We start from the raw sequence: 23,624 nt of genomic DNA, 5'->3' as shown, positions 1-23,624 counted from the left end.
AATTACTTTGTCAGGAAACGGCCACAGCAGCCATCAGCTGATCAATATACGCCTCATGAGTTTGGCTGATCGGCACTACCGGCAACCGCATGATATTATTACAGCGTTCCATCTTACTCAGCACATATTTTACACCGGAAGGACTTCCCTCTTTAAACATCGCATCCACCAAATCCAGGTATTTCAAATGCAACGGCAGTGCCTCTGCAAATTTACCCGCCAGACAAAGCCGCACCATATCAGAATAGTCTTTTGGATAGGCATTGGCGATCACTGAAATCAGTCCTTTTGCGCCGCAGGCAATCATCGGAAGCGTAATAGCATCATCACCGCTGATCAGCATAAAATCAGCAGGCTTGCCCTTCATGATCTGGTTTACCTGTTCAAAGCTGCCGGAGGCTTCTTTTGTTGCAAAGATGTTTTTGCAATCATGAGCAATACGTAAGGTAGTTTCTACCGAAACACTCATACCGGTACGGCCTGGAACATTGTACATAATAATCGGCAAGGGAGCTGCATCATTTAATGCTTTATAGTGCTGATAAATACCTTCCTGCCGGGGTTTATTATAATAGGGAGATACCGAAAGAATGGCATCATAACCATCCAGCTTCATATTTCCAAATGCCTCCAATACCTCCCGGGTATCATTACCTCCTACACCGGCTACAAGTGGCACCCGCCCGGAATTGACCTGCTTTACAAAATCAAATACTTCCTGTTCTTCTTCCCGGGTTTGTGTAGCGCTTTCCCCGGTTGTACCCATGGCAACCAGATACTCTACCTTATTTTCAATCCAGTAATGGATTAGTTTTTCAAAACTTGCCCAATCGATAGAGCGGTCTTCATTAAACGGCGTAACAATTGCAATGCCCGTTCCTGTAAATTTTTGTTGTAATGACATTTATGTAAGAGATATGAGTTGAGATTTAGACTTGAGATTCGAGATTCGAGATTTAGAATTTGGAATTTCAGCGGGCATGGCAGCAAACCATACACCTGAAATCTATTTATATTCTTCCCAAAAGCCCATCTTTGAAAACTTTTCGATCCGTTCGTTGATGCGCTGTTGAGGATCCATCGGCTTTAATTCCTTTAGCGAAGCAATCAGCTGTTTTTTGAGATGCTGCGCTGCAATGGAATAGTCCCAATGTGCGCCACCATCCGGCTCCGGTATGATGCCGTCGATAAGGCCAAACTCCTGCATTTTAGCAGAAGTCAGCTTCAGCTGCTCTGCAGCTTTCATTTTAAAATCCCAGCTACGCCATAATATAGTAGAACAGTTCTCCGGGGAAATAACAGTATACCAGGTATTCTCCATCATAAACACACGATCACCTACACCAATACCCAGCGCACCACCGCTGGCCCCTTCCCCAATAATCACGCAGATCACCGGCACTTTCAGGCGCATCATTTCATAAATATTACGGGCGATCGCCTCCCCCTGCCCCCGTTCTTCCGCTTCCAGACCCGGAAAAGCACCAGGCGTATCGATCAGGGTGATGACCGGTTTGTTAAATTTTTCAGCAAGCTTCATCAGCCGCAATGCCTTGCGATATCCCTCAGGGTTGGCCATTCCGAAATTACGCAGCTGCCGCTTTTTGGTATTCGAGCCTTTTTGTTGCCCGATGATCATAACCGTCTGATCATCAAGCGTAGCAAATCCCCCCACCATCGCCTTATCGTCTTTGATATTGCGATCTCCATACAATTCCACATAATTATCGGTCATCAGCTCGATATATTTATGTGTATAGGGCCGGTCTGGATGGCGACTCAGCTGAACACGTTGCCAGTCAGTCAGATTCCGCGTAATGCTTTTCCGCGTTTCAGCCACTTTTTGCTCCAGCTGAGCCACCTGATCAGAAAGATCGATCTTTGTCTTCTCGGTGCGCTCTTTTGTTAATTCAATTTCTTCCAAAAGGTCCTTAATCGGCTTTTCAAAATCCAAAAATTGTCTAACCTGATCTTGTGGCATAATTTTTTCTTCTTGATACGCGTCGAAATTAAGAATTTCTGAAGGATAACCTGAAATTTTAGCTAAAAACATTCAATGCTATTTTTCCAGCCCTCTCAGACATTTCGTTAAAATGTATGTATAACAAGATAAAAACAAAACATTTCTAAAAAAAGCGGTACTTAAAAGTTGCAACATTATCTTTGCAGCATTCAATGCTCGAAACCCTCGATATTTATGAAAATACTCGAAAACGCCCCCTTTAAATCCAGGGAAGGAGTATGTGGATTACTCATCTTCCTCAGCGTATTTGTGGCATCGTCCTGCAGTACGAACAGGAATCTTGTGTATTTCAATAACCTGCCCCCGGGGGGAGATACTGCTCAGATTGTCAATAAAATGAGCGCAAAGATTGAAAAGGGTGATGTCCTTGGCATTTCCATTATGACGCTTAGCCCGGAATACAACCAACTTTTCAGTACCGGAGCTGTGCCTCAGGTACCGGTGGCCACTGCAACGGTTCCAACAGCGGCACCCGCCGCAGGAACCAGTACTAGCAGCACCGAACCGATGCGGAACGGGTACTTGGTAGATGAAAACGGCCAGGTAAACCTTCCGGTTCTGGGCAAGGTAGATGTATTGGGACTAACCCGCCAGGAAGCGCAGGATAAGATCACTGTAGAAGTGGCCAAAACCGCTAAAACACCGATTGTAAATATCCGCTTTCTGAATTATAAAGTCACTGTAATCGGGGAAGTGACCCGCCCGGGCTCATTTAACGTTCCCGATGAACGGGTAAATGTATTGGAAGCACTGGGCATGGCTGGCGACCTTACCCCCTACGCTATTCGCGAAAACATACTGGTCATCCGCGAAAAAAATGGTACCCGAACCATGCAGCGGATCAATCTCGCCGATAAGAATGTCTTCAATTCGCCCTACTTCTATTTGCAACAGAATGATGTCGTATATGTACAGCCCGAAAATAATTTAAAGGCCAAACAGGCCGATGGCAGCAATTATCGTTGGATTCCTATTGCTACTGCGGGAATTTCGGCAATAGCAGTGATTCTGGCCACATTGCTGCGTTAGCAATGCCTGTACACATAGATGCCGTATATCTAAAATTTTGATGATTAACCATTTACTCCCTCTCGATGAACGAAGAATCCATTATATCCGTTGAACAACCCAAGGAAATTAATTTAAAAGCCGAGATTACCAGATATACCCGCAATTGGTATTGGTTTGCATTAGGTGTTATCATTTGTTTACTTGCCGCATTTTTATACTTGCGTTATACTACGCCGGTGTACCAGGCCAGCGCTGAGTTACTGGTGAAAGATGACAAAAAGGGCGGAACAGCGGCCGATGCGATGCAAACCTTTCAGGATTTAGATATTTTTAATAGTACGAAAAACGTTGATAATGAAATCCGGGTTTTGAAAAGCAAGAGCCTGCTGCAGCGTGCTTTTCGGCAATTACCCGCGCTCCAGCCAACTCAACTGGTGGAAGGCAATATTCGCACATCAGAGACCTATGGAGAAAAAGCCCCCCTAATTATTAAAATTGACACTCTGTCTGACGATTCTTTGCTGAAAGCCGGATCCGGTCAGCTACGGTTCAGTTTAGAGAAAGACAAAAAGGAATTTACGTTAAAGAATGGCAGCTGGAAGCAATCATATCATTTCGGCGACAAAATAACTACTTCATTTGGGCGTTTTACAATATTCCCCAATCCTGTTTATGGCAACCTGTACAACGCAAATATTATATTAAAGTTTAATCACCCCGTTCGTTACGCAGACTCCTATGCAAAAAGGATGAATATTGATGTCAGTGGCAAGCAAACCAGTACGATTTTAATCTCAGTAACAGATGCTGTACCTGCGCGGGCCGAAGATATAATCAATAAGCTGATAGAAGTTTATAATCAGGATGCAGTCAACGACAAAAATATCACTTCGCAGAACACAATCCGGTTTATTGACGAGCGCCTGCGGACCCTGGTTGGTGAATTATCAGGGGTGGAGAAAAGGGTGTCTGATTTTAAAGAAAAAAATGCAATCACTGATGTAAGCTCTGATATAACCCAGTATTTTAACCAAACACAAGGGCTTTACCAGAAATTAGAAGAGTCAAAGCTTCAATCCAATATGCTAAACTCTATTCAATCTTACATTGGGAAACCTGGCAATGAACACAGTCTCGTCCCCTCTTCCTTGGGCATACAGGATCCTACGCTTAACGGACTCATTCAAACTTTTAATGAATTACAACTGAAGCGTCAACAAACCCTGTCCACCGTAGAGCCAGAGAGTGTGATTATAAAAAACCTGGAAAAAAATATCAACGACGTAAGAAAAAGTATTTCTGAAAATATTCGCACCTTACAAAAGGGTGTTTCCATTGCCCAAAACCAGGTAAGTCAGGATTATGGCCAGTTTCAGTCAAAGATAAAAACTGTTCCTGCCGTAGAACGCCAGCTATTGGAAATTCAGCGGGAACAAGGTATTAAACAGAGCATCTACCAGTACTTGCTGCAAAAAAGAGAAGAGTCGCTGATTACACTGGCGGCTACTGTTTCTAATTCCCGTATAATAGACAACACCGCCGCGGGAAAGATTCCCGTGTCGCCCAAAAAGAATCTGGTATACCTGGGAGCGTTTCTGATAGGCCTGCTCATTCCTTTCGCTACAATGTACATATCAGATCTTCTGAATGACAAAGTACGTCTCCAAAAAGATATTCTCTCCCGCACCAATATCCCGATCCTGGGCGAAATCATGCATGCCCAATCCGATGAAGAACTGGTAGTAAAAGAAAACACCAGAAGCCCGATCTCCGAGATGTTCCGTCTGATCCGCAGTAATCTCAAATTCGCGTGTTCCGGACGGGAAGATAAGGTTATCATTACTACTTCATCCATGTCTGGCGAAGGCAAAACATTTTTCTGCACCAACCTTGGCGCCAGCCTGGTGCTTAGTGGTAAAAAGGTAGTGTTGCTGGAGTTCGACTTACGTAAACCCAAATTGTTAAAAGGCCTGGGGCTAACAACTGCAAAAGGAATTTCCAATTTTGTTATTGATACCCAGCTTCAGATAAAAGACCTCATCATTCCTGTCCCAGGTTTTAAAGGGCTAGATGTTATTGGCTCTGGCCCCATACCGCCTAATCCCTCTGAATTATTACTCAGCGAACGAATTGCGGAATTAATTCATGGATTAAAAGAAAAGTACGATCATATTATTATTGACTGCCCACCGGTAGGGCAAGTATCGGATGCCTTCTCCCTGGGGGCTTATGCGAATATCAGCTCTTATGTGGTGCGTTATAATTATACCTTTAAAGAGCAGTTGAATATCGTTCAAGATATTTATACGAATAAAAAGCTGAACAACCTGATGATCGTCCTCAATGATGCAAAACCCAAAAACTCCTATGGATACGGATATGGGTATGGGTATGGATACGGGTATGGAAATGAAGACCGCAAGTCTGCTGGCAGCATCAGGAACCGGATCCGAAAAGCGTTCCGGCGATAAATTTACAAACCTCGTAAAGACATGACCACCGGAAAGTTGCAATAAGTAATAGCCCGGGCGAATACCATTTCCGCTCATCATAAAGCGACATCCGTTTTATGATGAGCGTACAACAAGTATTAAAAAAATAATATGAAAATAACAAGCCCCATCCCCTACGGAAAACAGTATATCAGCGAAGATGATCTAAACGCAGTTCAAGAGGTTTTACGTTCCACCCATCTGACACAAGGGCCTAAAATACAGGAATTTGAAGAAAAATTCGCTGCATATATAGGGGCCGCCTATGCTGTTGCAACATCTAATGGCACCGCCTCGCTCCATTTATGCACAATGGCCCTGAATGTAAAAAACGGGCAAAAAGTAATTACAACACCTATTACTTTCGCTGCATCAGCCAATTGTGTGCGTTATTGCGGCGGCGAGGTTGTTTTTGCAGATATCGATCCTCAAACATATCTGCTTGATATATCTTCCGTAGAGAAACTATTGGAAGCAGCTTCCCCCGGAACATATGCAGGGATTATTCCAGTAGATTTTGCCGGCAGAGCAGTAAACCTGGAAGCTTTTAAACAATTGGCGACCAAATACAATCTTTGGATCATTGAGGACGCCTGCCATGCTCCAGGAGGATATTTTATAGATAGTAAGGGCAATAAACAACTATGCGGCAATGGTAAATTCGCAGACCTCTCCATATTTTCATTTCATCCAGTGAAGCATATAGCCTGCGGTGAAGGCGGTATGGTAACCACCAACAATTTAGAACTTTTCAAACAACTTAACAGGTTACGATCACATGGTATAACAAAAGGTGATGACCAGTACATTAACTCTAAAGATTTCGCAGCCGGCATTGCCAATGCAGCGGATTTTCCGGGATGGTATATGGAAATGCAGCAACTGGGTTACAATTATCGCCTCACCGACATACAGGCGGCACTGGGTATCAGCCAATTAACGAGAGCCGACCAGGGGCTGGAAAGAAGAAGAGCTATTGCCGCTAATTATTTCAACGCATTCAACGAAAAGCCATTCGTGTTGAATCAGTCTGGAGTCGTGGAGGGACACGCCTATCATTTATATATCCTTGAAGTAGAGAACAGGTTGGGGCTATATAACTACCTGCGTCAGCATAATATCTATGCCCAGATTCATTACATCCCCTGTCATCTTATGCCCTATTACCGGCAGCAGGGCTGGAACGAAGGCGACCTGCCGAACGCAGAAGCTTATTACAGGCATTGTATAAGCCTGCCAATGTACCCAACATTGACAGACCTGGAACAGGAATTCGTAATTGACACTATAAATAAGTTCTACCATGCGTAAGCTTTGCATCATACCTGCCCGTGGCGGCAGTAAACGCATTCCAAGGAAGAACATAAAACCATTTTTCGAAAAGCCGATAATCGCGTACGCTATAGAATTGGCTGTTGAATCAGCGCTTTTCGATGAGGTAATGGTTTCTACTGACGACATTGAGATTGCTGAAATCTCAAAAAAATATGGGGCTGCTATTCCGTTTCTTAGAAGCTCGCAGAACGCAAATGATTTTGCAACAACCTTAAGTGTTATTCAAGAAGTAGTAGATCAATATCAGAAATCCGGTATAACATTTCATTATGTGTGCTGCATTTATCCCTGCACGCCACTTATTAAAAAAAGCAGGTTGAAAGAAGGATTTCAACTAATGACTACCGGAAAATTTGACACGGTTTTTCCAACAATAGCCTTTGGTCATCCAATTCAAAGGGCATTAAAAGTTGAAGACAACCATGTGACATATTTTCAGGAATCCTTCGCAAATAGCCGGACACAGGACCTGGAACCGTCTTACTACGACGCCGGGCAGTTTTACTGGCTTAACATACAAATGCTGAAGTCAATGAGTACGATGATCACCGGAAACAGCGGTGCGATAAAGGTATCAGAGCTTGAAGCTCAGGATATAGATAACGAAACAGACTGGAAATTAGCCGAACTAAAGTACAAATTATTGCATGACCTTTCCTGAAAAATATATTTGCTTAAGCAAAAACAGGTTCTCCGCAGGAGCATATGCCATCGTACCGATCCGCTATGAGGACAGGGAATTAATCATGCGTTGGCGGAACGAACAAATCTATCATCTGAGACAAAAACGCCCCCTAACAGGAGAAGATCAGGAGCACTATTTTCAGAATATCGTCGCAAACCTTTTCAACCAGGATCAACCCGAACAAATATTGTTTTCATATCTTAAAGACGGGCAATGCATCGGTTACGGAGGACTTGTGCACATTAACTGGCACGATCAGAATGCAGAAATATCTTTTATTATGCAAACGGAACTTGAAGCAACCGAATTTCATAAACACTGGGCGGTTTATCTTGGACTGTTGGAACGGGTTGCTTTCCAGGAATTAAACCTGCACAAAATTTACACCTATGCCTTTGATCTCCGCCCACACCTGTATGCAGCAATAGAGGCAACGGGATTTATAAAAGAAGCTGAATTGAAAGAGCATTGTTTGTATCATAACAGATACCTTAGCGTGATTATACATTCTAAATTGAACACAGGGCTTACAATCACCAGGATCACTCCTGAAGACAAACAAATCACTTTTGACTGGGCAAATGATACAGTGGCTCGTGCAAATTCCTTCAATTCCGAGCCTATAGCTTTTGAAACACACTCCACCTGGTTCGACAAAAAGTTAAGTGATAAAAATTGCATTTATTATATCTGCAAAATAGATAATAAACCTGCGGGACTTGTAAGGTTTGATAAAAACGGCACTGATATTATTATCGGCATTACGATCGATCAACATTTCAGAGGTCGTAACCTGGCCTCTAAGATTTTAACAAGCAGCTGCAAGATGTACCTGAGTGAAACCGGAAACAATGTGATATACGCTTATATAAAAAAAGAAAATATCGCATCTGTTAAATCATTTGAACGTGCGGGTTTCACCTTTCAAAAAGAAGTAATCCTGAATGGTTCATATGCTTTAGAATATCTTTATGAAAAAGAATAATACATTTATTATAGCTGAGTTATCGGCTAATCACGGCGGTCTGCTGGAAACAGCACTCGAAACAGTTCGGGCTGCAAAACGTACAGGGGCAGACGCTATAAAGCTGCAGACCTATACTGCAGACTCCATTACATTGGATGTCAGTACTGATGATTTTATTATCAAGGGGGGAACACTCTGGGACAAAAAAAGGCTTTATGACCTTTACGCGGAGGCGTATTTACCGTGGGAGTGGCATGAGCCCATTTTTAAGCTGGCCAAAGAAATAGGATTAATCTGCTTCTCCTCCCCCTTTGACAAAAAGGCTGTGGATTTTCTTGAAAATTTAAACTGCCCGATTTATAAGATTGCATCGTTTGAAATTACTGATATTCCTTTGATCGAATATGCTGCGTCTAAGGGTAAACCAATGATCATTTCAACCGGGATAGCAGAGTTTGAAGACATTAAGCTAGCGGTTGACACCTGTAAAATGGCCGGCAATAATGACATTACATTATTAAAGTGCACATCTTCCTATCCGGCTCCTGTGGAAGAAGCCAATCTGGTAATGATGAAGCGCTTTGCCCGGGATTTTGGCGTTAAAATAGGTCTGTCGGATCACACATTGGGAATTACTGTTCCGGTTGTATCCGTTGCGCTGGGAGCTTCCGTTATCGAAAAACATTTTATTCTCGACAGAGCAATAGGCGGACCCGACGCAGCCTTTTCACTTGATGAAACAGAATTTACAGAAATGGTAACGGCAGTTCGGGAGGCGGAAAGCGCCATAGGTGTAGAGACCTATGAGCTGACCCAAAAACAAAAATCAGGAAAAGCTTTTGCAAGGTCGCTGTACATTGCTGAAGACATTCAAAAGGGAGAACAATTTACGGAAAAAAATTTACGCTCCGTAAGACCGGGGTACGGTTTACACCCTAAGTACTATAACGAAATATTGGGAAAAAGAGTAGCCCGGGATGTAAAAACCGGCGACCGAGTAACTTTAAAAGATATCATTCCAAATGAATAAGGTATTATATATTGACCCCGTAGACAAAGGATACAGGAATTTTCTATTCTTCGACAATGAATTAAAAAGCAGGAATATAGAAACGCTGCTGGTGCACACATCATCATTCTTTTACCCTGTTGATTCCAAAGAAAAAAGAATTGGCAATTTATTGATGAGAGACATCTCCTATTACAATACAAAACTTATTGGTAAAGTAATAAGACAGGAAAACCCAGATGTAATAGTAGTTCTGAATTTATCATTCATATTCGATCGTGCGGTGGTAAATTTTGCAAAAAGGCATAACATAAAGATCATATATCTTTCGCATGGAGCACTAGTCGATGCCAGCAACTACACTCAATACAAGGATCAACTCGACAAATCAATAAAAAGCAATCGAAAAAGGATATTTTCAAAAAAAAATTTTATATACCTACTCAACTACCTGCATTCTCAAAAAGGAAGTAAAACAATATCTTTCCTTAAATTAATGAATGGAATCATAAAGGAGCCATCCAGATATTTAACATTTGCAAAGTACGATAAGGAATTAGATGTCGACAGACTGCTGGTCTATTCAAAAAACGACAAAAAGCATTTACGCGACAATATGGGTTTTCCTGATGAAAAAATAAAAATTATCGGAACACCGGAAATTGCTCAGTTCTTTCATGAGAAACCAATTGACAAGAAAGATTTTCTTCTATCAATAAATCAAAACCCCGAAATTAATTATGCGGCCTACTTAGACGACGGGCTGGCTGGCGGAATTTGGAGAACAGAGGACTGGTACGATCATCTGGACGCGATAAATGAAATACTCCTTAAAAACAAGCTTCACTTAATTGTAAAGCTACACCCAAGGATCGATATAAAACAACATCAAGGTTATACAAATAAGAGGAATAATATTATTTTTCTTCAGGATGTAAATTTCAAAAACTACATACTCAATTCTGAATTCGTTATCAATCACTATTCCAGCACCGCCATATATGCTCTTCTGTTTCATAAGAAGACATTAGTTCCCAACTGGGGACTTTCGGAAAAGCTATACAAGAAGTATCCGCCTGAAGTCGTATACTACTGCAATTCGCCTGCGGAATTTGAAGAGCAAATTGGTGATAAAATAGATCAACGGCACATCGATAATATAGACAATTACCTTGAGGAAATGGAAATCACCAAAGAACTCAATTCTATAGACCTGATAGTTAACGAAATATTATCATGAGCAACAAATTCAGCTATATTCTCAATAAAAATTCATTAATAGGAATATCTTATACCCTATTTGAAGGTCTGTCGAAAGGTGGCAATCAAATATTGCTGTTATTGATTGTCTCCCTTTTAAGTACAGATCTGTATTTAAAAATAATGCTGCTTACTTCGTTTCAGGCGCTCAGCACAATGTTGTACATTTCATATTACTCGGACGTCGTTTACTCTTTGAAGTACAACAAAAGCAGAAAAGGGCTGATGGTTTCATTCGATGTTTCAATAATTCAATATATTATTCTATTACTTTTCTATTATCTTTTTAAATCAGATATAGACAACTATTTTTCACTGGATTTGTGGTTGCTAATGCCCATTATCCTGGCAAATGGCTTTACTTCTAACATAATAAGGTTCTTTTCTATAATATACCAAATGGAATTAGAGCATAAAAAAGCAATTACCTACAAGTCCATTCCCTTTTTTACCAGCTTTATATTCTCATTGATTTTTTTTCTTCTTTTGAAGGATAAAATACTTGGATTCTTTTTGGGTAGATTTATAGGCCTTTTTATATTTTTTCTATATGCTATTTTTGACAATAAATTCTATAAACTCCTTCTAAAATCAAATAAGTACTATTTTGGCATGATTATCAAAAGAGCGAAATACTCTTTCTTTATTGCAGTGCTAGGCTGGAGTACAGGATTAGGCTTTCTCAATTTTGTAAAATTTTACTCTAATGATACCAAGCAATTAGTAACGATCGGAATCATACTGAATATCTTTACAATTCTGCAACTTTTCTCAAATGGAATTAACCAGGTTTATACCCCCAGTTTAAAGTCAGCATTAAGCAGAAACATTGAGTCAGGAAGGAAATATTCCCAAAAGGCTCATATTTTATATTCCGCGTTATCTCTTGTATTCCTGGCAATTTCAGCAATATTGCTATTTTTAAAACCGTATTTGATTTTACATTTCCCACAGTTCGACCAGTTAATAAGACCTCACCTATACGTAATCGTATTTCTTTTTTTTACGTACCAATTTTATGCAATTGCCTATCCGTATCTTATGATATTGGACAAATACCAATATTACTTTCTGTTAGTAGTGCTGCTCGACCTGGTTGCATGGGGACTGGTATTCATTTTGCTTCTCGGCTTCAACTATAAAGACTTTATATTCTATTATTGTCTCATTAAAGTGTTTGAATGGGCGGGAATTTACATATTTGTCTCCCGATCGTTAAAGAAACAATCAGGGGTGCTTGTATGCAAATCCCGGATAAGTATTTAAAAAATCAGGTCTATTGAAATAGTTTATATGCGGTTATTTTTGATTATACTAATATCCTTTTTATGCTGTATTATCTCATACAATGAAAATGCATTCAACTTTTCAGAGAAAGTGTATTTAACAAGTGTTTTCATACAAATATTTTCAACCGTCAGAATTTTTAGCAGAACCAAACAACCCTATTCACTTAATAAAGCTTTCTATTTATTCTGTCTTTTCTTTTTCGGCGTAGCACCCATTCTTCAGTTTTATTCCGGAGCAAGCTTTTTCGGAGCACGTCTCCTTAATGAAAAAGATTATTTTTCAACAAACCTGTTAATTATTGCTATAATGATTGCCTATGAAATCTTCTACATGTCTTTTTTAAGGAAAAGTTTAAGTCAAAAAGCCATAAAATCGGTTGACAGATATGAAATTGGAGAGCTTACATCTTCACAATCGTTTATACTGGTTATTATCAGTCTGATATCATTCAGTCTGGTGCTTTATGCAAATAACGGCAGTCTATTGAGTATGCTCATAAGAGGAGGCGATTATAAGGAAGAAAATGCATCCAGTTCTTCGGTACTGAGCTTGATCATATATCAATTTTGTCGTCCATTATCTATTATTTGTCTATTCTATTATATCACTTCAAAAAGCAAAAATTATTTAACAATTATTCTGTTGAGTATTTTAGCATTGGCGACCTGCTCTCCTCTAGGCATGCCCAGGTTTGCAGCTGCCGCATTATATATCCCCCTTCTGCTGCTAACAATACGTGCCTTTTCTGTCAGAAGTAATATATTTTCCCTAACCTTTATCATGGGGTTACTTGTGATCTTTCCCTTCCTAAACAGTTTCAGGTTTTATTCAAAATATTCTTCAGCGAAACTGGGCCTTGACACCGAAATGTTTACCACGGGAAATTTTGACAGCTATCAAAACTTTGCTTTAATCGTGTCTCAGAATCTAATCACCTGGGGACGACAGTTATTGGGAGTTTTTCTATTTTGGGTTCCGCGCAGTTTATGGCCAGACAAACCAGTAGGTTCAGGTGTTTTATTAGCTGAAAAGAATCATTTCGAATTTGATAATGTATCTGCCAATTACTTCGCAGAAGGTTATATTAATTTTGGAATACCGGGAATAATAATATTTACAATTATTCTTGCCTATTTCACATCACGCATTGACAAACTATACTGGTCGAATATTTCCAACCGCAAACATAACTTTTCCCGGGTGAGTTACTTTGTTTTAATTGGCATGCTATTCTTTATACTTAGAGGTGACTTATTAAGTTCTTTTGCCTATACAATAAGCTTTATACTCGCTATCTTTGCAGTCTTTAAGGCCGCTTCATTTAGACGAAAACGATACAAATTCCGCGGCCCGATTATCCGACAAACGTAAATAAGCCCGGCACCCATCCTCACCTTTATAAAATATATCAGTCATGAAAAAATCGTTACGCTTTATACTCATCCTCCTCTTCGCATTACATTCCGGCACCTTCTTTGCTGCGCCTGTAATCCACAAACCCACAGTCAGAATTAACTTACTGGATTTCGGAGCAAAAGGAGATGGCCAATTTGACAATTACCTTCCCCTGATGAACGCGCTTAACAGTGCCAGCAAAATAAAGAACAGCGTGGTTTTTATACCCAGAGGAAACTATCTCATCAATAAACAAGTAGTGGTTAATTTTGATTTTATAATTCAGGGAGAAGAAGGAGCCACCATCCTAACCGGGGACCAGGTAAAAAACAACCTGTTCTACAATGCCACACCCGACATTGCAGCCGAAATCAATGATTTACAAATCACACAAAATGACCAATCAGTTCAAATAAGCAACATTGCTACCTTCTATAAAGCTAAGATCAGATTCACAAATTGCACCTTCAACATTAAAACACCTCTTATTTTAAGAAACTGTAAGGATGTAACAATTCAAAACTGCAGATTTAACAATACCCGGTCCCCCATGGGAGCCATTCTTACAATATTTGCATCCTCTGAGTTAAAATTAACAGACAACACATTCAATGCTACCGGAGGAGTCACTTTTGTGGATAGCTGTTCATTTGTAAAGATCGCTAATAACAGATTTAGCGAAATGAAGAATGCATATCCTCTGCATTTTGACTTTAAGAATGTAACAGACAAGCGGCACTCCTATGTCATAATAGAAGGAAATTCATTTGTAGGCAATGCCGCCCAAGCACATGCGGGCGGCACATATGACCAAATCTCCTGTTTTGGAGTCAACTTTTTACACATCAAAAACAACTCTATAAAAGACGGAGGTGATATGGGAATAACGATTAGCCGCTGTGCCAACGTACTGATAGACAGCAACACCTGCGAACAAAATTACAGCTCCGGCATTAGTGTGGACAATGCTACTCTTTGTATTATTTCCGCCAACAGACTATTGAATAACGGGGCGAAGTCCACCAAATCATCTGGCATCCCTGAGTCCAAATCCGGTTTGTTTATTGTAACAAATGGCGCTTCTGAAATCGACTCCTTGATTTTATACAACAATACCATATCTAATGGAGTTTCGAAGATTAAAACCAATCTCGTTTCAATAACCAATAAAACAAAGGCATCGGGAATATTTTCGGTTAATGCCGATAAAACAAGAAGTATTTATGGCACACCCAATCAATTGAACCTAGCAAGATATAACCAGCTCAAAGCGACGCTGCTAAACCGGATCAGGTTCTAATGTTTCATTGAATATCATCCCATTTTACGCGTAGATCATGCCCAAGCTGTTACAAATCAATTCTGTCATCAATTCAGGCTCTACGGGCCGAATTGCAGAAAACATTGGTGGACTTGCCGCCGAACATGGCTGGCAAAGTTATATTGCATACGGTCGCGATGATCGACCCAGTGTATCTAACAAAATAAAAATCGGTACAAAGTGGGATCTGATATATCATGGCATGCAAACCCGTTTATTCGACAACCATGGTTTTGCATCTAAGAAAGCCACTAAAACCCTGGTTGACCAGATCCGCAAAATACAACCCGACATCATCCACCTCCATAATATTCATGGATATTATATCAACGTCGAAATATTATTCACGTTCCTTGCATCATCAGCAATCCCCGTGGTGTGGACCCTACACGATTGCTGGGCATTTACCGGTCATTGTTCGCATTACATGGCGGTCAATTGCAACAAATGGCAAACCCAGTGTTTCAACTGCCCGCTGCATTCCGCCTATCCCAAAAGCTATACAGACCACTCTAAAAAAAATTATATCAAAAAAAAGGCGCTGTTTACTTCCCTAGATTCACTTACACTGGTCACACCTTCTCAATGGCTGAAAGATCAGGTAGCAGAAAGTTTTCTAAACATATATCCGGCCAAGGTGATCAACAATGGTATCGATCTGAATATCTTCAAAAAACGGGACATCCAGCAACTAAAAACCAAATACCGGATTCCTGCCGGAGTCTTTATCATGTTAGGTGTTGCTTCGGGATGGGACGACAGGAAAGGTCTTAGTGACTTTATTAAACTTAGCCATCAGCTTTCAAAGAACGAGATGCTGATTATGGTAGGATTAACCAGAACACAGTTGAAAGAACTTCCCTCAAACATCGTTGGATTAACACGAACTGATAGCATTGAGGAGCTTTCGGGGCTTTATAGTTTGGCAGATGTATACTTAAACCTGACCTATGAAGACAATTTTCCTACAACCAATCTGGAGTCATTGGCCTGCGGTACCCCGGTCATTACATACAATACCGGAGGAAGTCCCGAAACACTTACTGAAGAAACAGGATATGTAGTTGAAAAGGGCAACCTCGGTTCATTAAGAAATATAATAAACATAATTAAAAACAGCACCGACAACAGGTCCGCTGTATGCCGGAACCGCGCCGAGACCTTCTATAACAAAAATGAAAAAAACAAGGAATATCTGGACTTATATCAAAAACTAACCGGCTTGTAAAACAATAATGTAAACCGCTCCTATTGTTTTGGAGCATTATAAATAATACATAGAATATGTCGTTATTAAAAAACAAAACCCTCTTGATTACCGGCGGTACCGGTTCTTTTGGCAACGCGGTAATGAACCGCTTTTTACATACGGATCACTTTAAAGAGATCCGCATTTTCAGTCGCGATGAAAAAAAACAGGATGATATGCGGAAACGTTACAACCATCCTAAAATCAAGTTCTACTTAGGCGATGTGCGCGACTATTCCAGTGTTGAAACAGTGGTAAACGGTGTTGATTACATCTTCCACGCCGCGGCCCTCAAGCAAGTACCTTCCTGTGAGTTTTTTCCCCTGGAAGCTGTAAAAACCAATGTACTGGGTACAGACAACGTTTTAAATGCAGCAGAAAAATACCAGGTAAAAAAGGTGGTAGTACTGAGCACCGACAAAGCAGCCTATCCGATTAACGCTATGGGCATGAGCAAGGCATTGATGGAGAAAGTAACCGTTGCCCGGTCCCGGAACCTGGACGACAACAAAACGATTTTTTGTGCTACCCGGTATGGCAATGTGATGGCATCGAGAGGATCGGTTATTCCCTTGTTCATCGACCAGATCAAGGCCGGGAAACCGTTGACCATAACAGATCCCGGAATGACCCGATTTATGATGACGCTGGAGGACGCTGTGGATCTGGTGCTTTATGCTTTTGAAAATGGCAAACAGGGCGATCTCTTTGTACAAAAGGCTCCGGGCGCAACCATTGAAACACTCGCAAAAGCCCTGCTGGAAATGTACCAGTCCAACAGTGACCTAAAGGTTATCGGTACCCGCCATGGAGAAAAGGTGTATGAGACCCTGGTAAACCGGGAAGACATGCTAAAAGCCGAAGATATGGGAGATTACTACCGCATTCCTGCTGATACCCGGGACCTGAACTATGAGCAATATTTTTCGGAAGGGAACACCAAGGAATCCGCAATAGAAGAATATCACTCACACAATACACGAAGACTGGATGTAGAAGGAATGAAAGAGCTTTTGAAAAAGCTTCCCGTGATCAGAGAAGACATTCTCGGCGAACAGAATGTGGTTCACTATCCCGTTTAAATGTTGTAAATTTTCCTACCAGATATCAATTAAATGAAAAAAATAGGCATTACCGGACAGGAGGGCTTTATAGGCAAACACCTATACAATACGCTCAACCTCTACAAGGAAGAATTTGAAGTCATCCCGTTTTACAGGAACTATTTTGACGATGCCATGTTGCTGGATGCATTTGTTTCGCAATGCGACGCCATTGTGCATTTGGCGGCTATGAACCGACACGACAATCCTGAACACATCTATGAAACAAATGTAAAACTCGTAGATTTATTAATTGACGCACTTGAACGAACCGGTTCAAAACCGCATGTACTATTTTCTTCTTCTTCCCAGGAAGAAAAGGAAAATCGATACGGGCAATCAAAAAAGGACGGGCGGCAATTATTAACGCAATGGGCTGAGCGCAATAACGCATCTCTTACAGGAATGATTATTCCCAACGTATTTGGCCCCTTTGGAAAGCCGTTCTACAATTCTGTTATTGCAACATTTTGTCATCAGGTTTCAAAAGGCGAAACGCCCCAAATTCTTGTAGATGGAGATTTAAAATTGATTTACGTCGGAGAGCTGGCTGAGGCAATAATAGAAAAAATAAGAACCGGAGCTTTTGAACCCGACTACATTCTGCCACATACAGCTGAAATGAAAGTGTCGGGAATCCTGCAGCTGGTTCAAGGCTTCAAAACCGAATACCAGGAAAAGGGCATCATTCCTGAGCTCAAAACCAAATTCGAGCTAAATTTATTTAACACGTATCGTTGTTATATGGACATTGGCAATCATTTTCCGGTAGACTATTCCCTTCATACAGATCCCCGGGGAACATTTGTCGAACTCATGCGGCTAAACACAGGTGGACAAATTTCATTTTCCACTACAGCGCCGGGTGTTACAAGGGGAAATCATTTTCACACGCGGAAGATCGAGCGCTTTGCCGTGATCAAAGGCAATGCATTGATCCGGCTCCGGAAAATCGGCACGCAGGAAACCCTCGAATTCACTCTTTCGGGAGACAAGCCGGGGTATGTGGATATGCCTGTCTGGTATGCGCATAATATAAAAAATACCGGGAACGATGATTTATATACCGTCTTTTGGATCAATGAATTTTATAATGCTGAAGATCCAGATACCTTTTTCGAAAACGTGTAAATTTGCAATACCTCGAATTATTCAAAATATAGCAACCCAATGAATCGATTAAAAGTGATGACCGTAGTGGGTACTCGGCCGGAAATCATCCGGCTTTCCCGGGTGTTGGCTGCACTGGATGCATCCAGCGCAATTGACCATGTCATTGTCCATACCGGTCAGAATTACGACTATGAACTTAATGAAATATTCTTTAATGACCTGGGTATACGTAAGCCCGATCATTTTCTAAATGCGGCGGGGAGTAATGCCGCGGAAACCGTTGGCAATATCCTGATCAAAATAGACCCGCTCCTGGAATCACTCAAACCTGATGCATTTTTAGTACTGGGCGACACCAACAGTTGTTTATGCGCCATCCCGGCAAAAAAAAGACAGATCCCTATCTTTCATATGGAGGCCGGCAACCGTTGCTTTGATCAGCGCGTACCCGAGGAAACAAACCGGAAAATTGTAGATCATATTTCAGATATAAACCTAACGTACAGTGATATTGCGAGAGAATACCTGCTGCGGGAGGGCTTGTCCCCTGATCGAATCATCAAGACTGGTTCCCCGATGTTCGAAGTTTTAAATCACTATCATGCCTCAATAGAAAAATCCGACGTCCTGCATCGTTTAAACCTTAAGCAGGAACAATATTTCGTTGTATCTGCCCATCGCGAAGAAAATATAAATTCAGAAAAAAACTTTGTCTTGCTTATTGAATCCCTCAATACCATCGCTAAAGAATACAAGTATCCGATTATTGTTTCTACCCATCCAAGAACCCGCAATATGATCGAAAAAAAACAACTATCCGTAGCGCCGGAAATACAGTTTCTAAAACCCCTGGGGTTCCACGATTATAATGCTTTACAAAAGTACTCCTTTGCGGTATTATCGGATTCCGGCACGATTTCTGAAGAATCTTCCATCTTGAATTTCAGGGCGCTTAACATTCGTGAGGCACACGAGCGGCCCGAGGCCATGGAAGAAGCCTCCGTTATGATGGTTGGGCTTCGGCCGGAGCGGGTAATGCAGGGCTTAACACAGCTTCAGACTCAACATACCGGAGCATACAGAAATTTCAGAAATGTAGCAGACTACTCCATGCCCAACGTATCAGAGAAAGTAGTGCGCATTATCATAAGCTATACAGACTATGTCAATCGGGTTGTGTGGAACAAATAACATGATATGAAAAAATTATGGATCATTTCTGAATTATTTTTTCCAGAGGAAACTTCTACATCCTTTATTCTCACAAAAATTGCAAACAAACTCGCAGAAAAATACTCGGTAGAAGTGATCTGCGGAGAGCCCGTCTATGACAAAAAAAAATCACCATCCAACAAAAATTTTTATCTTGACAACAAAATACAGGTAAACCGGTTAAGTAGCTTTAAAGGTAATAAGGACCGGCCTTTTTTCCGTATGCTTAGATTTATCTTACTGAGCTTCCGTTTTTTTATTACCACGCTGATAAAAACAAAAAAAGGAGACATCGTATTTACAGTAACCAATCCCGCACCTTTTATTTTGTTAGTTGCACTGTTGAGAAAGATTAAAAAATTCAAGCTCATCATTCTGATCCACGATGTATTCCCCGAAAACACAATTCCTGCAGGAATGATCCGCTCCCCCGAAACGTTATATTACAGGATCTTAAAACGGCTTTTCGACCGAGCTTACGCCGGCGCCGACAAATTGATCGTATTGGGACGAGATATGCTTCAGGTAGTACAGGAAAAGGTATCGCCTTACAAACATCAGCCACAGTTACTGGTTATTGAAAATTGGGGAGATGCAGCCAATATACATCCCAGAAATAAAGAAGAGGTGATCGGGGCAGATAGCCCAATATTGAGAAAAATAGTATTTCAATACGCCGGAAACCTTGGTCGGGTCCAGGGATTGATGGAACTTCTTGAAGTCATTAGAAAAATAAAAAATGACCATCTCGCGTTCCAGTTTATTGGAACGGGCGCTATGAAACCGGCCATGATCCGTTATGTAAATCAACATCAATTAGCAAACGTCCAATTTGGGGATGCCTACAGCAGAGATGATCAAAATACAATTCTGAATAGTTCTGATATCGCCATTATCACTTTAGCAAAAGGTATGTATGGATTAGGTGTTCCTTCAAAAACCTACAATGTACTTATGGCTGGTAAGCCGATCTTGTTTATCGGAGAAAAAGAAAGTGAAATTGGATTACTGATCAAAGAAGCAGCAATCGGATATTCTTTTGAACATTCCGATACGCCCGGCCTGTTAGATTTTTTTAACAAATGTGATTCGGGCCGGTTGTTGGAATTAAAAAAGATGGGGCAAAATGCAAGGGATTACGCGCTAAAAAATTATTCCGAAGAAGTGATCCTTAAAAAGATCATGAATTCCATCTAATATAAACACTGAGAAATGAATCTGTTACTTACCGGAGCTTCAGGTTTTTTAGGGAAGAACATTAGGCCTATTCTCGCAAAGCATTATAACGTGAAGAGTTTGGGGCGCGGTCCATCGAACGATTTCATCGCTGATATTACTTCAGAAGTACCTGCTCTTTCTGAAAAATTCAATATTATAATCCATGCTGCAGGCAAGGCTCATACTACGCCGAAAAACGATCAGGAAAAGCAGCTTTTTTTTGATGTCAACCTCAATGGTACTAAAAACCTTTGCAGCAGCCTGGAAAAAGCCGGAATTCCCGAGCAATTTATTTTTATAAGCACTGTTGCGGTATATGGGCTAGATGAAGGAACAAATATTACGGAGCAGCATTCCCTGAACGGAGGATCCCCTTATGCGCTTAGCAAACGAAAGGCCGAAGAATTTCTAACAGGCTGGTGCAAGGAGCACGGGGTCATATTAACGATCCTGCGACCATCGTTGATTGCCGGCCCGGATGCTCCAGGTAACCTAGGAGCAATGGTACAGGGTATAAGATCCGGAAAATATCTCAGTATTGCAGGAGGAAAAGCACGAAAAAGTATTCTAATGGTCGAGGATATCGCCCATCTTATTCCATTGGTAGCAGATAAGGGCGGAATTTATAATATTTGTGATGATACCCATCCTTCATTCCGCCAGCTTGAGCTGCTGACATCGAAACAGCTGGGTAAAAAACCTCCTACATCCATTCCCCTCTGGATCGCCCGATTAATGGCAATGGCTGGGAACCTGTTAGGTGCGGGAGCCCCTATTAATTCCAGGAAACTAAAAAAAATAACAGGATCACTAACATTTAGTAATGAAAAAGCAAAACAAACTTTGGGATGGACACCTACTGATGTTCTAAAAAATTATCAGATTTAAGGTAATAGATCAAAGCAGGTTTCTTTTAAGTAAGTTTGTACCTGATATCCCTCATCCGAATTTAAAATATAAATAACCGGTTAAAACATGCCTCTAAACTTCAACATTGAGCAATTTATTGGAGAACATATTACCCGCCGTTCTCAAAGCCTGTTTCTCTCCGACATGGAAGCCCATGCCACAAAATTGCATACGGAAATAAAGGACAAAAACGTACTGGTAATCGGCGGTGCCGGTACGATCGGATCTTCTTTCATCAGATCCCTGGTTCAGTACCATCCCGGAAAATTAATCGTCGTAGACATTAATGAAAACGGGCTTACCGAACTGGTGCGGGATTGCCGGAGCCGGCCGGGGTTAAAATTGCCCGACAATTTCAAAACCTACCCGGTAAACTTCAGCGACAAGGCCTTCAGGAAAATTTTCGAGCATGAAGGCCCTTTTGACATTGTTGCAAATTTCGCTGCGCACAAGCATGTACGCTCCGAAAAAGATATTTTTTCTATTGAAGCCATGGTTGAAAATAATGTAACACGGGCAAAAGACCTGCTTGAACTGCTGACGGAGCACCCTCCCAAGCATTTCTTCTGCGTTTCAACCGACAAGGCTGCAAACCCTGTTAATGTGATGGGTGCCAGCAAAAAGCTAATGGAAGAAATTATTCTGGCCTACTCCGAAAAGATGAAGATCACCACCGCACGGTTTGCGAACGTTGCCTTTTCAAACGGCAGTTTACTGGCTGGTTTTATAGAACGTGTGCTGAAACAACAACCCCTATCCTGCCCTTCAGATGTAAAACGCTTCTTTGTTTCACCAGATGAATCCGGGCAAATCTGCCTGTGCGCCTGTATCCTCGGACATTCGGGAGAAATCTTCTTCCCGAAACTGGAGGATTCCAGTATGGTAAATTTTGCCGATGTAGTTCCTGCTTTCCTGGCGGAAATGGGATTTCAAATGAAGGGCTGCCAATCGGAAGAAGAAGCAAAAAATGCCATCGATCAGATCAGGAATGGTTACTACCCCGTTTATTTTTTCCCGAGTAACACGAGTGGAGAAAAGTTATATGAAGAGTTTTATACGGACGAAGAAGAACTGGACGCCACTTCCTTCCAATCGTTCGGCATTGTAAAAAATGCGAAACGAAGAAAAATCGCAGACCTGGACAAAATCATATATACTTTAAGACAGGTATTTGAAGATACAAAAGCAGAGAAGAAAGATATCGTCTCCGCGCTGAACTCCATGATCCCTGGTTTCGAACATATTGAAACAGGAATAAACCTTGATCAAAAAATGTAATCATTAGCCATTTGAGCCTTTGCTCCTGTATGGTAACCTATTTTAGATTTCAATCTTTAAACAATGTATTCCTTTTTCAAGCGCCTCTTTGATCTTATTGTTTCTGTAACCTTATTTGTCATTATCCTGCCGTTTATGATACCGATCATCATCATCCTCCTGTTGACAGGGGAGCATTACATTTTTTATCTGCAAAAAAGGATCGGATATAAAAACAAATACTTTAATATTATTAAGTTTGCTACCATGCTTAAAAACAGTCCGAATATGGGTACCGGGCTGATCACTGTTCGAAATGACCCCAGACTGCTTCCCATCGGGGGCTTTTTAAGAATGACGAAGATTAATGAACTTCCGCAGATCATCAATGTCATTAAAGGAGACATGAGTCTTGTCGGTCCCCGGCCCCTGGTTGACAAAACATTCAATGCATATCCCGAAGATATCCGGAACAGGGTGTATGACTCCGTGCCGGGGATCACCGGTATCGGGTCGATCATTTTCCGTGACGAAGAACAATTACTCACTAACACCAAGATGGACCGGGTTGAGTATTATGAACGGGTGATTGCCCCCTATAAAGGCGAGCTGGAAATGTGGTATAACCGGAATAAAAGCCTCCAGGTCGATTTCTGGATCCTCTTCCTTACAGCCTGGTCCATTATCAACCCAAACACAAACCTGCCTCACAAAGTATTTAAAAATCTTCCGCAAAGGACTTTTGCAGATATCCTATAAACATCCGGCACCGGCT

Annotated in this window: 19 protein-coding genes; 17 read left to right on the top strand and 2 right to left on the bottom strand. The window is 41.2% G+C overall.

All coding sequences use genetic code 11. The annotated features are described in order from the left end of the window. Nucleotides 1–10: 10 nt before the first annotated feature. A complete protein-coding gene (gene dapA / locus LL912_RS01920; protein ID WP_235551869.1) occupies nt 11–904 on the bottom strand; it encodes a 4-hydroxy-tetrahydrodipicolinate synthase in 894 nt (297 codons plus the stop codon). Between the two features lie 102 nt (nt 905–1,006). Continuing rightward, a complete protein-coding gene (locus LL912_RS01915) occupies nt 1,007–1,981 on the bottom strand; it encodes an acetyl-CoA carboxylase carboxyltransferase subunit alpha (protein WP_235551868.1) in 975 nt (324 codons plus the stop codon). Between the two features lie 216 nt (nt 1,982–2,197). On the opposite strand from LL912_RS01915, the gene LL912_RS01910 reads away from it, so the two are divergent. The 17 genes from LL912_RS01910 to LL912_RS01830 all read left to right on the top strand — a co-directional run bounded on the left by LL912_RS01910 (nt 2,198) and on the right by LL912_RS01830 (nt 23,608). Beyond that, the gene (locus LL912_RS01910) at nt 2,198–3,052 is read left to right on the top strand and encodes a polysaccharide biosynthesis/export family protein (protein WP_235551867.1); all 855 of its coding nucleotides are present in this window, start codon (nt 2,198–2,200) and stop codon (nt 3,050–3,052) included. A gap of 65 nt (nt 3,053–3,117) precedes the next feature. Then, complete coding sequence (locus LL912_RS01905) at nt 3,118–5,505, top strand: GumC family protein (protein WP_235551866.1); 2,388 nt, start codon at nt 3,118–3,120, stop codon at nt 5,503–5,505. A 132-nt stretch (nt 5,506–5,637) separates the two neighbouring features. Further along, entirely contained in the window at nt 5,638–6,837 is a 1,200-nt protein-coding gene (pseC, locus tag LL912_RS01900) for a UDP-4-amino-4,6-dideoxy-N-acetyl-beta-L-altrosamine transaminase (protein WP_235551865.1), read from the top strand. After that, a complete protein-coding gene (pseF, locus tag LL912_RS01895) occupies nt 6,830–7,522 on the top strand; it encodes a pseudaminic acid cytidylyltransferase (protein WP_235551864.1) in 693 nt (230 codons plus the stop codon). The genes pseC and pseF overlap by 8 nt, the downstream gene beginning before the upstream one ends. Further along, on the top strand, nt 7,509–8,531 hold the full coding sequence (locus LL912_RS01890) for a GNAT family N-acetyltransferase (RefSeq protein WP_235551863.1): 1,023 nt from the start codon (nt 7,509–7,511) through the stop codon (nt 8,529–8,531). The genes pseF and LL912_RS01890 overlap by 14 nt, the downstream gene beginning before the upstream one ends. Continuing rightward, a complete protein-coding gene (pseI, locus tag LL912_RS01885; RefSeq protein WP_235551862.1) occupies nt 8,518–9,543 on the top strand; it encodes a pseudaminic acid synthase in 1,026 nt (341 codons plus the stop codon). The genes LL912_RS01890 and pseI overlap by 14 nt, the downstream gene beginning before the upstream one ends. Further along, nucleotides 9,536–10,762, top strand: a complete 1,227-nt coding sequence (locus LL912_RS01880; protein ID WP_235551861.1) for a hypothetical protein — start codon at nt 9,536–9,538, stop codon at nt 10,760–10,762. Before pseI ends, LL912_RS01880 begins: the two co-directional genes overlap by 8 nt. A 1,397-nt stretch (nt 10,763–12,159) precedes the next feature. Next, nucleotides 12,160–13,443 carry an O-antigen polysaccharide polymerase Wzy gene (gene wzy / locus LL912_RS01875; RefSeq protein ID WP_406603589.1) on the top strand — a complete coding sequence of 428 codons (1,284 nt, stop codon included), beginning with the start codon at nt 12,160–12,162 and terminating at the stop codon, nt 13,441–13,443. Between the two features lie 43 nt (nt 13,444–13,486). Further along, nucleotides 13,487–14,767: a right-handed parallel beta-helix repeat-containing protein gene (locus tag LL912_RS01870; RefSeq protein ID WP_235551859.1), complete on the top strand. Its 1,281-nt coding sequence runs from the start codon at nt 13,487–13,489 to the stop codon at nt 14,765–14,767. A gap of 37 nt (nt 14,768–14,804) precedes the next feature. Further along, nucleotides 14,805–16,016 (top strand): glycosyltransferase, encoded by a 1,212-nt coding sequence (locus LL912_RS01865; protein WP_235551858.1) that lies wholly within the window; start codon nt 14,805–14,807, stop codon nt 16,014–16,016. Nucleotides 16,017–16,072: 56 nt separating this feature from the next. Next, nucleotides 16,073–17,119: a polysaccharide biosynthesis protein gene (locus tag LL912_RS01860; protein ID WP_235551857.1), complete on the top strand. Its 1,047-nt coding sequence runs from the start codon at nt 16,073–16,075 to the stop codon at nt 17,117–17,119. Nucleotides 17,120–17,152: 33 nt separating this feature from the next. Continuing rightward, a complete protein-coding gene (locus LL912_RS01855; RefSeq protein WP_235551856.1) occupies nt 17,153–18,271 on the top strand; it encodes a polysaccharide biosynthesis C-terminal domain-containing protein in 1,119 nt (372 codons plus the stop codon). 39 nt (nt 18,272–18,310) lie between these two features. Further along, entirely contained in the window at nt 18,311–19,444 is a 1,134-nt protein-coding gene (gene wecB / locus LL912_RS01850; RefSeq protein ID WP_235551855.1) for a non-hydrolyzing UDP-N-acetylglucosamine 2-epimerase, read from the top strand. Between the two features lie 6 nt (nt 19,445–19,450). After that, complete coding sequence (locus LL912_RS25805; RefSeq protein WP_255785544.1) at nt 19,451–20,662, top strand: glycosyltransferase family 4 protein; 1,212 nt, start codon at nt 19,451–19,453, stop codon at nt 20,660–20,662. A gap of 15 nt (nt 20,663–20,677) precedes the next feature. Further along, nucleotides 20,678–21,571: an NAD-dependent epimerase/dehydratase family protein gene (locus tag LL912_RS01840; protein WP_235551853.1), complete on the top strand. Its 894-nt coding sequence runs from the start codon at nt 20,678–20,680 to the stop codon at nt 21,569–21,571. An 87-nt stretch (nt 21,572–21,658) separates the two neighbouring features. Beyond that, on the top strand, nt 21,659–22,870 hold the full coding sequence (locus LL912_RS01835; RefSeq protein WP_235551852.1) for a polysaccharide biosynthesis protein: 1,212 nt from the start codon (nt 21,659–21,661) through the stop codon (nt 22,868–22,870). A gap of 63 nt (nt 22,871–22,933) precedes the next feature. Next, nucleotides 22,934–23,608 (top strand): sugar transferase, encoded by a 675-nt coding sequence (locus LL912_RS01830; RefSeq protein WP_235551851.1) that lies wholly within the window; start codon nt 22,934–22,936, stop codon nt 23,606–23,608. The last annotated feature ends 16 nt before the right edge of the window (nt 23,609–23,624 follow it).

The organism is Niabella agricola (assembly GCF_021538615.1).
Lineage (GTDB): Bacteria > Bacteroidota > Bacteroidia > Chitinophagales > Chitinophagaceae > Niabella > Niabella agricola.
The sequence above is the reverse complement of the archived record's forward strand: the minus strand, read 5'-3'. Positions and strand labels throughout refer to the sequence as shown.